General features: G+C 70.0%; 11 protein-coding genes. 8 read left to right on the top strand and 3 right to left on the bottom strand.

Going from position 1 to position 14,732, the window contains the following annotated elements:
• Positions 1-7: 7 nt before the first annotated feature.
• Both ACLJQF_RS20345 and ACLJQF_RS20340 read left to right on the top strand, forming a co-directional pair.
• Complete coding sequence (locus tag ACLJQF_RS20345) at positions 8-250, top strand: DUF3039 domain-containing protein (RefSeq protein ID WP_034284335.1); 243 nt, start codon at positions 8-10, stop codon at positions 248-250.
• A 162-nt stretch (positions 251-412) separates the two neighbouring features.
• Entirely contained in the window at positions 413-1,249 is an 837-nt protein-coding gene (locus ACLJQF_RS20340; RefSeq protein WP_410610703.1) for a hypothetical protein, read from the top strand.
• A 170-nt stretch (positions 1,250-1,419) separates the two neighbouring features.
• Here the strand turns inward: ACLJQF_RS20340 and ACLJQF_RS20335 are convergent, their stop codons facing one another.
• Complete coding sequence (locus ACLJQF_RS20335; protein WP_410610701.1) at positions 1,420-4,551, bottom strand: efflux RND transporter permease subunit; 3,132 nt, start codon at positions 4,549-4,551, stop codon at positions 1,420-1,422.
• 88 nt (positions 4,552-4,639) lie between these two features.
• Positions 4,640-5,785, bottom strand: a complete 1,146-nt coding sequence (locus tag ACLJQF_RS20330; RefSeq protein WP_410610699.1) for a YihY/virulence factor BrkB family protein — start codon at positions 5,783-5,785, stop codon at positions 4,640-4,642.
• Positions 5,786-6,024: 239 nt separating this feature from the next.
• On the opposite strand from ACLJQF_RS20330, the gene ACLJQF_RS20325 reads away from it, so the two are divergent.
• The 5 genes from ACLJQF_RS20325 to ACLJQF_RS20305 all read left to right on the top strand — a co-directional run bounded on the left by ACLJQF_RS20325 (position 6,025) and on the right by ACLJQF_RS20305 (position 13,042).
• On the top strand, positions 6,025-7,758 hold the full coding sequence (locus tag ACLJQF_RS20325) for a DEAD/DEAH box helicase (RefSeq protein WP_410610697.1): 1,734 nt from the start codon (positions 6,025-6,027) through the stop codon (positions 7,756-7,758).
• A gap of 598 nt (positions 7,759-8,356) precedes the next feature.
• Positions 8,357-9,499 carry a sugar ABC transporter substrate-binding protein gene (locus tag ACLJQF_RS20320; protein ID WP_410610695.1) on the top strand — a complete coding sequence of 381 codons (1,143 nt, stop codon included), beginning with the start codon at positions 8,357-8,359 and terminating at the stop codon, positions 9,497-9,499.
• 89 nt (positions 9,500-9,588) lie between these two features.
• Positions 9,589-10,362 carry an ATP-binding cassette domain-containing protein gene (locus ACLJQF_RS20315; RefSeq protein ID WP_364585854.1) on the top strand — a complete coding sequence of 258 codons (774 nt, stop codon included), beginning with the start codon at positions 9,589-9,591 and terminating at the stop codon, positions 10,360-10,362.
• A 20-nt stretch (positions 10,363-10,382) separates the two neighbouring features.
• Entirely contained in the window at positions 10,383-11,849 is a 1,467-nt protein-coding gene (locus ACLJQF_RS20310) for a sugar ABC transporter permease (protein ID WP_410610694.1), read from the top strand.
• An 11-nt stretch (positions 11,850-11,860) separates the two neighbouring features.
• Complete coding sequence (locus ACLJQF_RS20305) at positions 11,861-13,042, top strand: ROK family protein (protein WP_410610693.1); 1,182 nt, start codon at positions 11,861-11,863, stop codon at positions 13,040-13,042.
• A gap of 161 nt (positions 13,043-13,203) precedes the next feature.
• On the opposite strand, the gene ACLJQF_RS20300 is transcribed toward ACLJQF_RS20305, so the two are convergent.
• Positions 13,204-13,383: a hypothetical protein gene (locus tag ACLJQF_RS20300; RefSeq protein ID WP_020645063.1), complete on the bottom strand. Its 180-nt coding sequence runs from the start codon at positions 13,381-13,383 to the stop codon at positions 13,204-13,206.
• 341 nt (positions 13,384-13,724) lie between these two features.
• Here ACLJQF_RS20300 and ACLJQF_RS20295 point away from each other — a divergent pair, with 341 nt between their 5' ends.
• Positions 13,725-14,528, top strand: coding sequence for an EamA family transporter (locus tag ACLJQF_RS20295; protein WP_410610691.1), 804 nt, complete (start codon positions 13,725-13,727; stop codon positions 14,526-14,528).
• The last annotated feature ends 204 nt before the right edge of the window (positions 14,529-14,732 follow it).

The following is a 14,732-nucleotide window of genomic DNA, read 5'->3' as shown; positions in this document are numbered from 1 at the left end:
TGGCCGGGTGAGCACCGAGACGCTGACGAAGCCGGAAACCACGCCCGAGGGCACGGACACCACCGACGATGACACGCCGAAGATGTTCCACTACGTGAAGAAGAACAAGATCGCCGAGAGCGCGGTCATGGGCACTCACGTGGTGGCGCTGTGCGGCGAGGTCTTCCCGGTGACGAAGTCGCCGAAGCCCGGGTCGCCGGTCTGCCCGGCCTGCAAGGAGATCTACGACAGTCTCCGCCCGGGCAAGTAACCGGGCCTGAACCCCGGCGGGTGTCCCCGCCGGGGTTTCGTGCTGTCCGGAATCGGACAGATCGTCGAACAAACGTGAAAAACCTTCATTCGGCGGGTGTGCCGGGTGCGGGAGTCCTGGTAAATCCAGCGGGCCAGGTTCCCTCACCCACCGGAGTCGCACATGCGCAGAACCGGGATCGTGCTCACCCTCGCCGCCCTGCTCGCCGTGGTCTCGCCCGCGCTGGCCCAGGCCGTCACCGGCTGGACGGAAGTCGGGTCCGACAACGCCCGGGCCCTTGACGAGAGCCAGGGGCTGGCCACGATCGTGCGCCCGTCGGGCACCACGATCCGCTACACCGGGATCGGCACCATCCCGGCCGATCTGAACTCGCAGGGCTGGAACCACGTCGGCGACCCGGGCTCGGCCCAGGGCTGGTACGTCGAGCCCTACCAGCGCGACGACCGCGGCGCGAAGCTCTTCCGCGTCCAGGCCCCGGACGGCTCATGGGCCAGCTACAAGCACAACCTCGAGTCGTGGGAAGCGAACAACAACTCCTTCGCCGCGGTGTCGCCCGACGCGCGCTGGCTGGTGGCGGGGGAGTGGGGCACCATGAGCCGGCTCCTGGTGCACCCGATGCCGGGCGTGGTGGCCACGAACCCGGCGCAGAACCTGCCTCTGGCCGGCACCATCCGCCTGGACCACGCGGTCCGCGACATCCAGGGCTGCGACTTCCAGACCGCGACCCGCCTGCTCTGCGCGTCCGATGACCCGGACGGCAGCCTCTTCGGCACGACGAAGCCGCTCCTCCAGGTGGACCTGGCCGGCCCGCTGTCCGGTTCCGACGTCACCGCCCACGTCACGTCCCTCGGCCAGCTCCCGCTCCGCAGCGGCTGCTCGGGCTCGTTCGAGGTCGAAGGCATCGACTTCGACGAACGCGACAACACCCTCCGCGTGGTGGTCATGTCCCCGAGCATCTGCATCCTCTTCGACAGCAAGACCTACCGCTTCCGCCAGTAACGGCTCCGTGATTGGAGGGTCGACACACGTGATTGCGGAGTCGACACGCGTGATTGAAGCGACGACACGCGTGATTGAAGCGACGACACGCCGGGCCCCGACCTGGCCCCGGCGTGTCGTCCTCCTGATCACGCGTGTCGACCCTCAAATCACGCGTGTCGGCGTTCTGATCACGCGAGTTCCGGGTTGAGGGACTCCGAGTCCGGGGCTTGGGCCGGGGTTCGGCGGGCTTCGCGGCGGGCCTTGCGACGTTCCTTGCGGGTCTCGACCATCGTGTAGAGGGTCGGGACCAGGACCAGGGTCAGCAGGGTCGAGCTGACCAGGCCGCCGATCACCACGATCGCCAGTGGCTGGCCGATGAAGCCGCCCTGGCCGGTGATGCCCAAAGCCATCGGGACCAGCGCGAAGATCGTCGCCGCCGCGGTCATCAGGATCGGCCGCAGCCGGCGCCGGCCGCCTTCGGTGACGGCGTCGGCGACGCTCATCCCCTCGGCGCGGTACTGGTTGATCAGGTCGATCAGCACGATCGCGTTGGTCACCACGATGCCGACCAGCATCAGCATCCCGATCAGCGACGGCAGGCCGAGCGCGGTGCCGGTGGCCAGCAGCAGCCCGATCGCGCCGGTCGCCGCGAACGGGATCGACACCAGCAGGATCAGCGGCTGGATCAGGCTCCGGAACGTCGCCACCATGATCAGGAACACGATCGCGATGGCCGCGAGCAGCGCCAGGAACAGGTTCGAGAACGCCTCCTGCTGATCCTGGCTGACGCCGCCGAGCGAGTACGCCGCACCGCCGGTGAACGTCAGGCCGTCCAGTTTGGACTTGATGTCCGCGGTGGTCTTGGTCAGGTCGTCGCCGGTGTTCTTCGCGGTCACCGTGGTGCTCAGGTCGCCGCCGGTGCGGTGCACCGACGCCGGTCCGTCCACAGTGGACACCTTGGCCACCTCGTCGAGCCGGACGACGCCGGCCGGGCCCGGGATCGGCAGGCCCTTCACCTGGTCGACCGTGACCGGAGCCGTGCCGGCCCGCAGGACGATGTCCGTGCGCTGCCCGCCGACCGGAAGCTGGGTCACCGTGCGCCCGGCGATCGCCTGGTTGGCGATCTGCCCGATGGTGCTCGCCGACAGCCCGCGCGCCGCGGCCGCGGCGTCGTCCACCTCGACCTGCACCCGGGGCGAGCCGACGGCCAGGTCACTCGAAACCTCGGTCAGCCCGGCCACCCCGCCCAGCGCCTGCACCACCTGGTCGGACGCGGGCTTCAGGGCGGCCTCCGACGGCGCGGTGACCGTCACCGAGACCTGGTCGGAGTTGAAACCGGACGCGTCCGCGCCGATCTTGATCTCGCCCAGCTCGGGCCGCGACGTCAGCTTTGACCGCAGCCGGTCCGACAGCGCGTTCAGATCGGTGTCCTTGGCGACGGTGACGGAGATGCTCGTGTTGGTCCCGCCGCCGAAGCCGAACGCCCCGCCGCCGCCGATGCTGACCTGGTAGGTCCGCACCGCGGACTCGGCCGCGAGAGCCTGCTCGACGGCCGTGGCCGCCTTCTCCTTCGCCTCGACGCTGGTGCCGGCGGGCAGCTTCTGCGTCATGTTCAGCGTGGTGCCGCCGGACTGGTCGAGGAAGTTCGTGTTGAGCCGCGTCGCGAGCCCGACCGTGCCCGCGAAGATCAGCAGCGCCAGCAGCACGACGGTCAGCCGCCGCCGGGTCGCGAACCGGATCACCGGCAGATAGGCGCGCTGCAGGATGCTGCGGCGTTCCTTTTCGACGGCCGCTTCACGCGCGCGCTCGGCCTCGACGGGGTCTGCGGGGACCGCGGGCCGCTTCAGGAACCAGAACGCCAGCACGGGAACCACGGTCAGCGACACGAGCAGCGAGGCCAGCAGCGCCACCGTCACGGTGATCGCGAAGGGGGAGAACAGCTCGCCGACGAACCCGCCGACGAACGCGATCGGCAGGAACACCGCGACGGTCGTCAGCGTGGACGAAGTGACCGCGCCGGCCACCTCGCGGACGCCGTCGAGCACCGCCCGGTCCTTCTCCTCGCCGTAGGCCAGATGTCGTTTGATGTTTTCCAGCACCACGATCGAGTCGTCGACCACCCGGCCGATCGCGATGGTCAGCGCGCCGAGGGTGAGCAGGTTGAGCGACAGGTCGCCGGTCCACAGCGCCAGCAGCGCGACGACCACCGACAGCGGGATCGACACCGCGGTCACCAGCGTCGAGCGCACCGACAGCAGGAACAGCAGGATGACGACGACGGCGAAGGCCAGGCCCAGCAGGCCTTCGGTGGTCAGGCCACTGATCGCGTCCTTCACCGGGGTGCCCTGGTCGAACACGACACTCATCTCGGCGCCGGTCTTCTTGGCCAGGTCCGGCAGCTTGCCGCGGACCGCGTCGGAGATCGCGACGGCGTTCCCGTTGTCGACCATGGTGACCGAGAGGCCGAGGCTGGGCTTGCCGTTGGTGCGCGTGATGGACGTCGGCGGCGCGAACCCGGCCTGGACGTCGGCGACGTCACCCAGCTTCACCGGACCCCGGGCCGGCGCCCCCGCCCGCGCACCCGGCGTCAGGTACAGGCCGCGGAGGCTGTCCACAGTGGTCTGCCCACCGCCGACCTGCACCGACAGCGTCTTGCCGTTTTCGGTCAGCGTCCCGGCCGGTACCGCGGCCCCGGCCGTCTGCAGCGTGGTCGCGATCGAAGCCGGGTCGACACCCGCGGCGGCGAGCTTCGCGTAGTCGAGCGTGATCGTGACGCGCGGCTGCTGGACGCCGGTGACCGTCACCGTGCGGACGCCGTCGATCTTCCGCAGCTCCGGCGCGACCTGGTCGGTCAGCGCGGGCGCGAGCGCCTGCGGGTCCCCGGTGGTGCCCGCGGCGACCAGCACCACCGGCAGGTCGTCGGTGCTGCCCGCGGAAACCGCGGGCTCGGAGTTCTGCGGCAGCCGCGGCCGGACCTGGTTCACCACCTGCTGGATCTGTGAGACGGCGGCGTCGATGTCCGTGCCGAACTCGAACTGCGCGACGACTCGCGAAACGCCGTCCGACGACGTCGAGGTGACCTGCTCGAGGCCCTTCAGCCCCTGGAGCCCGCCTTCGAGCGGCTCGGAGACCTGCCGGTCGACCGCGTCCGGCGAAGCACCCGGGTACGCCGTGACGATCTGCGCCTGCGGGAACTGCAGGGACGGGAAGAGCTGCTGTTTGAGCTGCGGCAGCGCGAAGGCGCCGAAGCCGACGACCACCAGCGCGAGCAATCCGATCAAGCTTCGGTTGCGCAGGCTCAGTCTGGCCAGCACGGACATGACGTTAAAACCCCCTCGGGAACGACGCGGCGACCCCCGCCGGCGTCAATGGCCCGCTGAGCCTTTCACGCCGTTGCTGAGGAGCGACTCAGTCTGAGGGTGGATTCCGGGTCGTCCCTTGGGAGGAGAGGGGATCCTGGGCAGCGCTGGGTGCCGGCTCCGGCACGCTTGGTGACGACGTGTCCTCTTCGGACGGCTCGGCCCGGTTGGCGGCGACGTCCTCGGCCCGCGGGCGCCGCGGCGGCGTGGTCGAGCGGTCCCACAGCTTGCGGCCCTCTTCCGAGCGCAGCCGCTCGGCGGCGCGTTCCATCTCCAGCCGCCGCCACTTGCGCCGCTGCCGCCGCGTCGCCTTCGCCGGCCACAGTTCCTGGATCGCGCTGTTGAAGTACGCGCCGCCGACCACGGCCAGCCCGATGAAGAACATCAGCAGCAGGAACGCGATCGGCGCGGCCAGCGCGCCGTAGGTGTAGCCGGTCTTGGTGATCCAGTTCAGGTAGACGCGCAGGCCGACCGAGGACAGCAGGAACACGACCATGGCGAGCACCGCGCCGGGCAGCCCGCGGTGCCACGGCAGCTTCCGCGGCAGCGAGAGCTTGTACAGCGTGGTCAGCGCGAGGGTGATCATCGCGCCGAGTGCCGGGAAGTACAGCGCGCTCACCCACGACGTCACGGTCGGGCGCCAGGCGGCCGGGAAGAACTCCGGCAGCAGGTCCGGGCCGATCGCCAGCAGCGGCAGCCCGACGACCAGGATGACCAGGCCGCAGAGGTACAGCAGGAGTGCGAAGATCCGCTGCCAGACGTCGTTGCGGACGCCGTACTGGTCGTGCGCGACGGTGATCGCGTCGACGAACGACGACATCGCCGACGAACCCGCCCACAGCGAGATGAGGAAGCCGACCGAGACGATCTCGCCCTTGCCGACGGTGAGGATGCTGTTCACGGTCGGTTCGATGATGTCGTGGACCGCGTTCTGGCTGAAGACCGTCCGGCAGAAGCCGATGATCCGGTCGTGCACCGCGGTGACCACGTCCTGGCCGAACCACTCGCCGACGAAGCCCAGGCTGCCCAGCAGGCCGAGCAGCAGCGGCGGCAGGGACAGCGTCTGCCAGAAGGCCGCCTCCGCGGCCTCGGAGAAGACGTTGCCCTCCCACGCCTTGGCGAACGTGCGCGTGACGAGCCGCCACGGCCCCTTGCGGGCCACCTTCGTCGCTGCGGACGGCTGCACCTCACCCATGACGTGTCCAGCATGGTCCATCGGCCCGGATTTGGCTCGTCACACCCCCTGCGGCCGGGCGTGTCGGGGGACATCACCCGTGCCGGTGCCCGGAACTGTCGGACCCGGCCGGTAGACTCGTTCCAGTGCCCTCACCGCAGTCGCCGGCTGATCAATGCAGCTGAAGTCGGAACCACAGTGAGGGTTTTTGCATGTCACAGCCGCACGTCAAAGTACTTGAGCGAGGGGGAGGACCGGCGATGACGGAGACGCAGCTCGGGGCGCCTCCCGCGGAGAAGGACTCGACCGCGCGCCCGCTGCGGGCGTGGCAGCGGCGGGCACTCACCAAGTACCTGACGCGGAAGCCGAAGGACTTCCTCGCGGTGGCGACGCCGGGGGCCGGCAAGACGGTGTTCGGCCTGCGGATCGCCGCGGAGCTGCTCAGCGACCGCACGATCGAGGCGGTCACCATCGTCACCCCCACCGAGCACCTCAAGCACCAGTGGGCGGCCTCGGCCGCGGCGGCCGGCATCGCGATCGACTCGAACTTCCGCAACACCACCGGCGTCACCTCGTCGGACTACAACGGCGTCGCGCTGACGTACGCGCAGGTCGCGGCCCACCCGACCCTGCACCGGGTGCGCACGGAGAACCGCAAGACGCTGGTCATCCTCGACGAGATCCACCACGGCGGCGACGCGAAGAGCTGGGGCGACGCGATCCGCGAGGCCTTCACCCCGGCCGTGCGGCGCCTGTCGCTGACCGGGACGCCGTTCCGCTCCGACGACTCGGCCATCCCGTTCGTCACCTACGAGCCGGACGCGGGCGGCTTCCAGCGCAGCAAGGCCGACCACTCGTACGGCTACGCGGACGCGCTGGCCGACGGCGTGGTCCGGCCGGTCGTCTTCCTGGCGTATTCGGGCGAGGCCTCCTGGCGCACGAGCGCGGGTGAGGAGTTCACCGCCCGCCTCGGCGAGCCGCTGACGGCGGAGCAGAACGCCCGGGCGTGGCGCACGGCGCTCGACCCGTCCGGCGAGTGGATCCCGGCGGTCCTGCAGGCGGCGGACACCCGGCTGTCGCAGGTCCGCCAGAGCGTGCCGGACGCGGGCGGCCTGGTGATCGCGACGGACCAGGAGTCGGCGCGGGCGTACGCGAAGATCCTGGAGCGCCTTTCGGGCGAGACGCCGACGCTGGTGCTCTCGGACGACCCGAAGGCCTCGGGCCGGATCAAGGAGTTCTCCGAGACGAACGAGCGCTGGATCGTGGCGGTCCGGATGGTCTCGGAGGGCGTCGACGTCCCGCGGCTGGCGGTGGGCGTGTACGCGACGAGCGCGTCGACGCCGCTGTTCTTCGCCCAGGCGATCGGCCGGTACGTGCGGGCCCGCAAGAAGGGCGAGACGGCGAGCGTGTTCCTGCCGTCCGTGCCGGTGCTGCTGGAGCTGGCCAGCGAGCTGGAGGCCCAGCGCGACCACGTCCTCGGCAAGCCGCACCGGGAGAAGGAAGGCTGGGAGGACGAGCTCCTCGCCCAGGCCAACCGCACCGAGGACGAGCCGGGCGAGGAGGAGAAGGCGTTCACGTCGCTGGGTGCCTCGGCCGAGCTCGACCAGGTCATCTACGACGGCAACTCGTTCGGCACGGCGGTGTTCTCGGGCTCGGACGAGGAGCAGGAGTACCTGGGCCTGCCGGGGCTGCTGGAGCCGGATCAGGTGCGGGCGCTGCTGCGGAAGCGGCAGGAAGAGCAGGTCGCGGACGAGAAGCGCCGCAAGCCGGCCAAGGAGGCAACGCCGCCGGCGGCTCGGCCCCAGTCGGTCAGCGAGCGGCTCGGTGCGTTGCGCAAGGAGCTGAACGCGCTGGTGGGGATGTACCACCACCGGACGAAGAAGCCGCACGGCGCGATCCACAACGAGCTGCGGCGGGTTTGCGGCGGACCGGTGACGGCCATGGCGACGGTCGAGCAGCTGGAAGAGCGGATCGTGACGCTGCGGTCCTGGTAGGAGACCGGCCGGGGCCGGAGAGGGACGGGAGGCTGCGGAAGGCCGGGTCTGCGACGGCCCGAGACCGCCCGCGTTGTCGCCCATGAGGCTGAAGCTCGGCCATCACTGTCCGTTCCCTCCGCCTCGCCCGGAACCTGCCCCGCCCCCGTGACGGTCCGTACCCGGCAAACGGCCCCTCGCCTGCCCGTCCGGCCCCCGGCGGGTGGCCTCCCGGGCACCTCTACGCTCGAACTCCGCAAGTCGGCGACCAATTGCGCTGCCGGGTCGTGGATTCGCCACGGGTTGCGCTCGGTGCACACGACCGGCCTAACGTCACAGCTCGATGAAACCTGGATGTAACTAACCGTGAGTGCTGGCGATCACATCGTCAGCGGATCTACTCTTTCCGGGCGAGCTTCAGCCTGTGTTGCCGAACCGTGTCCAATTGGTGTCATTTAATCGATCCAGCTATCTTCCCCGCAGCCGCTCAGCGGCATATGTTGTCGCCCACAACATATGCGCGACGGTGCGCCGGGCCTCCCCGGATCGCCGCCTCGCTGGCCCGAAGCACACGCCGACGGCCGCTCGTCACCAATGCTTGGATCCGGAAGGAACGAGGATGCGCAGCAGAACCCTTACCCTCCTCGCCGCCACGGTGAGCGTCGGCCTGGTGCTGACCGCCTGCGGTACAAACAGTTCGAACAGCGGGGGCACGGGGAGCAACTCCGCTTCCTCGTCCGCCCCGGCCGCCGGTGGCGGTGCCAGCGGCAAGGTCGGCGTCATCCTGCCGGAGACCGCCAGCTCGGCCCGCTGGGAAGCCTTCGACAAGCCGATGCTGCAGGCCGCCCTCGCGGCGCAGGGCTTCGACGCCGACGTGCAGAACGCCCAGGGCGACGCCCAGAAGTTCGCCACCCTGGCCGACGGCTTCATCAGCTCCGGCGTCAAGGTCCTGATCATCGCCCCGGCCGACCCGGCCGTCGGTGCCGCGGTCGAGGCCAAGGCGAAGACCGCGGGCATCCCGGTCATCAACTACGACCGCCCGAGCCTCGGCGGCAGCGCCGAGTACTACGTCTCGTTCGACAACGAGAAGGTCGGCCAGCTGCAGGGCCAGGCCATGGCGGACGCGCTCAAGGACAAGGCGGGCGCGGGTGTCGTCCAGATCGAGGGCGCCCCGACCGACAACAACGCCACGCTGTTCACCAACGGCCAGGACTCCGTTCTCGAGCCGCTGTTCACCTCCGGCAAGCTGAAGCGGATCCAGAAGCAGCCGATCAACGACTGGGACAACCAGCTCGGCGGCACGACGTTCGAGCAGATCTTCACCGCCAACGCGGGCAAGGTCGACGGCGTCGTCGCGGCGAACGACGGCCTGGCCGGCGCGGTCATCAACATCCTCAAGAAGAACGGCCTCAACGGCAAGGTCCCGGTCACCGGCCAGGACGCCACCGCCGACGGCCTGATGGCGGTCATGCGCGGCGAGCAGTACATGACCGTGTTCAAGCCGATCAAGGAAGAGGCCGAGGCGAGCGCGAAGCTTGCGGCCGCACTGGCCAAGGGTGACAAGGCCGGGGCCGACGCGATCGCGACCGCCAAGCTGCACGACCCGAAGAACAACCGGGACATCAAGTCCGTGCTGCTGACCCCGACGACGGTCCTGGCGAAGGACATCAAGACCGTCGTGACCCAGGGCTACGTGAAGGCGACCGAGATCTGCGGTGGCGACCTCGCCGCCAAGTGTGCCTCGCTCGGCATCTCCGGCTGAGTTCCCGCATCACCCCTTGAACAGCCGGGCCGGGACGCGCACCCCGACGGCGCGTCCCGGCCCGGTCCCCACCCAGGAGAAAGCCATCCATGAGTGAGCCCATTCTCGAGATCAAGGGCCTGAACAAGAGCTTCGGGCCGGTCCACGTCCTCCACGACGTGGACTTCGACGTGCGGGCGGGCGAAGTGACCGCGCTGGTCGGCGACAACGGCGCCGGCAAGTCGACGCTCGTCAAGTGCATCGCCGGCATCCACCCGTACGACTCGGGGGCCGTGCGGTTCAACGGGCAGGACGCCCACATCCGCGGTCCGCGTGACGCCGCCGACCTCGGCATCGAGGTCGTCTACCAGGACCTCGCGCTCGCCGACAACCTCGACATCGTCCAGAACATGTTCCTCGGCCGTGAGCGCGGCAGTTCCTGGAAGCTCGACGAAGCCAGCATGGAGAAGGCCGCCCGCGAGACGCTGGCCTCCCTGTCGGTCCGGACCGTGAAGTCGGTCCGCACGCCGGTCTCCTCGCTGTCCGGTGGGCAGCGGCAGACCGTCGCCATCGCGAAGTCGGTGCTGTGGAACAGCAAGGTCGTCGTGCTCGACGAGCCGACCGCCGCCCTCGGCGTCGCGCAGACCCGGCAGGTGCTCGACCTGGTCCGCCGGCTGGCCGAGCAGGGCCTCGGGGTCGTGCTGATCAGCCACAACATGGCCGACGTGTTCGAGGTCGCCGACCGCATCGCCGTGCTCTACCTCGGCCGGCTCGTCGCCGAGGTGCACACGAAGGACGTCTCCCACGGCCAGGTCGTGGAGCTGATCACCGCGGGTCGCTCCGGTGACCTCGGCCTGGCCCGGCCCGAAGCCGTGGTCCTGTGAGCGGGAAGAAAGAACCGGAAATGACTGAAACCCCTGCCAAGCACGAGGTCGGCACCCCGGCCGCGGAAGCCCTCGCGCAGACCCAGAACCCGACCGGGGCGATCTCCGACTTCGGCATCGACACGACATCGATGTCAACCGGCGAAGCGATCCGCGACTACTTCGCCCGCCTGCGGGCCGGTGAACTGGGCGCGCTGCCGTCGCTGTTCGGCCTGCTCGTGCTCGTCATCCTGTTCAGCGCGCTGTCGGACAACTTCTTCACGCTGGCCAACATCGCCAACGTCTTCCCGCAGGGTGCGGGCGTGATCATCATCGCGATGGGCATCGTGTTCGTGCTGCTGCTCGGCGAGATCGACCTCGCCGCCGGTGTCGCGTCCGGTGTCGCGGCGTCGGTGACGGCCCTGCACTACGTCCACAACGGAAACCTGCTGGGCAACATGGGATCCGGCGTGTTCATCACGTTCATCGGGGTCCTGGCCGTGGCCATGCTGCTGTCGGCCTACCAGCGGATCTGGGCGGGCGCCGGGCTTTCGCTGGTCGGCCTGCTGCTCGTGGCGATCGGCGTCCCCGCCAACGCCTGGCTCGAGATCCTGCTGGCCATCTGCGTCGGCACCGCGATCGGCTGCATCACCGGCTTCCTCGTGTCGAAGATCGGCATGCCGTCCTTCGTCGTGACGCTGGCGCTGTTCATCGTGTGGCAGGGCGTCCTGCTGCAGTTCATCGGTGAGGGCGGCACCATCGGCATCAGCAACTCGGACGTCCTCTACAAGATCGCCAACGGCAACCTGAACATCCTGGGCAGCTGGATCTTCTTCCTCGTCGCCGCGGGCGGGTTCGCGGTGATCACGCTGACCAGCCACTTCAAGCGGCTCCAGCGGGGCCTGGTCGTCCAGCCGACGGCGCTGGTGATGGTCAAGGTCGGCGCGCTCGTCGTGCTGTCGGCGGTCGGCACCTGGCTGCTGACGATCAACCGCTCGCCGAACAAGGCGGTCGTCACGATCGAGGGCATCCCGTACGTCATCCCGATCATGCTGGTGCTGCTGGTCGCCGGGACCTACGTGCTCAACCGCACCAGGTACGGCCGGTACGTCTACGCGGTCGGCGGCAACAAGGAAGCCGCCCGCCGCGCCGGTATCGACGTGCCGAAGATCCGGGCGAGCGTGTTCGTCATCGGCTCGGCGGTCGCGGCCATCGGCGGCATCGTCGCCGCGTCGAAGGTCGGCTCGGTCAGCCCGCAGTCCGGTGGCCTCAACACGCTGCTGTTCGCGGTCGGTTCGGCCGTCATCGGCGGCACGTCGCTGTTCGGCGGCAAGGGCCGGGTGTCCGACGCCGTGGTCGGCGGGCTCGTGATCGCCGTCGTGATCAACGGCCTCGGCCTGCTCAAGCAGCCGGCCGCGGTGGTCAACATCATCACCGGTCTGGTCCTGCTGCTCGCCGCCACGGTCGACGCGCTGTCCCGGCGCCGCGCGGCTGCGTCGGCGCGCTGAACCAGCATGGAATGATCAAGCCCGTGTCCAGTTCACCCGTTGCTCGACCGGACGAGGTGCGCCGGCACAACCGCACGACCCTGCTCCGCCTGCTGCACGTCGGCGGGCCGAGCACCCGGGCGACCCTGGCCACCCAGCTGGGGCTCAACCGGAGCACGATCAAGACCCTCGTCGACGGGCTCGCCGAAGCCGGCGTCGTCGAGGAGAAGGTGCCGAGGCCGGGACGAGGGGCGGGCCGCCCCTCGCTCCTGGTCCTGCCCCAGCCGCACGCGGCGGTCGTGCTCGCGGTCGACCTGCAGGTCGAGCACGTCGCGATCGCCCTGGTCGGGCTGGGCGGCCAGATCCTGGGCCGCAACAGCTGGAACCTGCGGGGCCGGATGGGCCAGCCCGACGAAGTCATCACGCACGTCATCGAGTCGACGGCCATCCTGGCCGGCGACCTCGACGTGACCCCGGTGGCGGCCGGGGTGTCGGTGCCCGGCGTCGTCCGGCGGGCCGACGGGCACGTGCACGAGGCCCCGAACCTGCGCTGGACCGACGTCGCGCTCGGCGACCGGCTCGGCGCGGTGCTGCAGATCCCGATCCTGGTCGGCAACGACGCCGAGTTCGGCGCGGTCGCCGAGCACCTGCGCGGGGCGGCCCGCGGGGCGTCCGACATGGTGTACATCTCGGCGGACGTCGGGGTCGGCGGCGGCGTCATCGCGGAAGGCTCGGCCCTGCGCGGCGGCTCGGGTTACGTCGGCGAAATCGGGCACATGGTCATCCGGCCGGACGGGCGGCCGTGCTACTGCGGCAGCAGCGGCTGCTGGGAGACCGAGGTCGGCGAAGCGGCGTTGTGCCGGGCGCTCGGCCTGGCGGAGGACACTCCACGCGGCGCGATTCTGTTCGAGCTGCGCGAGCTGGGCCGCGACCCGGAGGCGGCGCTGACCCGGCTCGAAGAGTTCGCCGAGTGGCTGACGCTGGGGCTGATCAACGTCGTCAACCTGCTCGGGCCGCAGCTGGTGATCCTCGGCGACCTGCTGACGGTGCTGCCGGAGGCGGTGCTGCGGCACGTCGGCGCCGAGGTGCGCCGACGCAGCTTGGTGAGCCGGGCGGTCGGGGGCACGCGGATCGTCAGTTCGGCGCTGGGGGCCGACGGGAAGCTGCTCGGCGCCGCCGAAGTGGCGTTCGAAGTCGTGCTGGATTCTGTCTGATTTCCTGTCCGGTTTCGTGTCCGGAAACACCACTTATCGCGGCTGAACCGTGATTTCCGCCACGCAGCGAGCAGCGGCCTAACCAGAATAAGTCTCGATCTGCAAGATGCAGAAAGGCGGCCGGTGCCTGTGCGCACCGGCCGCCTTTCGGTCGTCTGTGGTTACCGCTGGATGTCGGCGGACAGTTCCTTGAGCTTGGCCTCGTGCTCGCGGGCGTGGTGCCCGCAGAAGAGCAGTTCGCCACCCGTACTGAGGATGGCTCGTACCTGAGCTGCTGCTCCGCACCGGTCACAGCGGTCGGTGGCGGTCAGTTCGGGGCGGGTGAGCGTCGGCGATGTCATGGGGGTCTCCCTCCGTCCCGGCACCGGTCGCCCGGTGCCATCGATCCAGCTACGCCCACTTCGGGACTGCTGCCGGGGGCGGCGATCGCCTCCGGCTCCGCGTGTTCGTGCTTCTACTGTTCCAGACGTTTCGCGGCTCGCAAGTGTTCCCGCGCCGGTGGGACCTGAGTCACGTCGATTTACCCCGGATGCCGTAACGCTGTCCCGCATTCCAGGAGACGATTACCCGGAGAGTTACATTTTCCGTGGTCAGGCAGGATGGGGCGGTGAGCACCGCAACTTCCCCGAGACGGCTTTCCGCGGTCCCCGCTCCGCTCTTGTTCGTTCTCAGCGGAATTTCGATGTACGCCGGAGCGGCGGTCGCGGTCGACCTTTTCGGCCACGCCACCCCGGCGGGGGTGGCGTGGCTCCGCTGCCTGGGCGCGGCGGTGGTCCTGCTGGCATGGCGCCGCCCGGGCCGCGCGGCCTGGCGCGGCCGCCGTCTGCTCCTGGCGATCGTGTTCGGCGTGGTGACGGCGGGCATGAACGTGCTGTTCTACGAGGCGATCGCCAGGCTGCCCCTGGGCACGGCGGTGGCGGTGGAGTTCGCGGGCCCGGTGCTGGTGGCGGCCCTGGGCTCCCGGACGGTGCGCGACGTCCTGGCCCTGGTCCTGGTGGCGGCCGGGGTGGCGGCGATCGCGGACGTCCGCCTCGGCGGAAGTTTCTGGGGAGTGACGTTCGCCCTGGCCGCGGCGGCGGCCTGGGCGGGCTACATCCTCCTGGGCAAGAGGGTGGCCACGGACGGCGACGGCATCGACAGCCTGGCGATCGGCTTCGCGGCGGGGACGATCGTGTTGTCCCCGCTGGCGCTGGGAACGGGCCCGGTGTGGTCCTCGCCACGGTTGCTGCTGCTGGGGATCGGGGTGGGGGTGCTGTCGACGGTGGTGCCGTACGCCCTGGACCAGGTGGTGTTGCGCCGCGTGGGCCAGGCCAGGTTCGCGACGCTGCTGGCGTTGCTCCCGGTGACGGCCGGCGTGATGGGGTTCGCGCTGCTGGGCCAGGTGCCGAGCCTGCCGGAGGCAGTGGGGACGCTGGCCGTGGTGGCGGGGGTGGCGTTGCGGAGCCGGGAAGGGGCGGGGGAGCGGGGGGTTGAGCCGCCGGGGTGAGGAAGCTCTCGGTTGTTGCCGGTGTCTTGAATGACTCATTCAGGACGTCGGAGGTCCTGAATGAGTCATTCAGGACGTTTCGACGCTGGCTGGCAGCGGCCGTGCCGCGTAGCCCTCATGTCGCGGGTGCCAGACCTGGACCGGATCGTGCTGGCTCGCGTCTCCCTCGCCCGGGATACTGAGCCCGGGCGGCAGGAAGCGGGT

Origin of the sequence: Amycolatopsis sp. lyj-109, from assembly GCF_046548995.1 — a bacterium.
GTDB lineage: Bacteria > Actinomycetota > Actinomycetes > Mycobacteriales > Pseudonocardiaceae > Amycolatopsis.
This window is presented reverse-complemented; position numbering and strand designations above follow the sequence as displayed.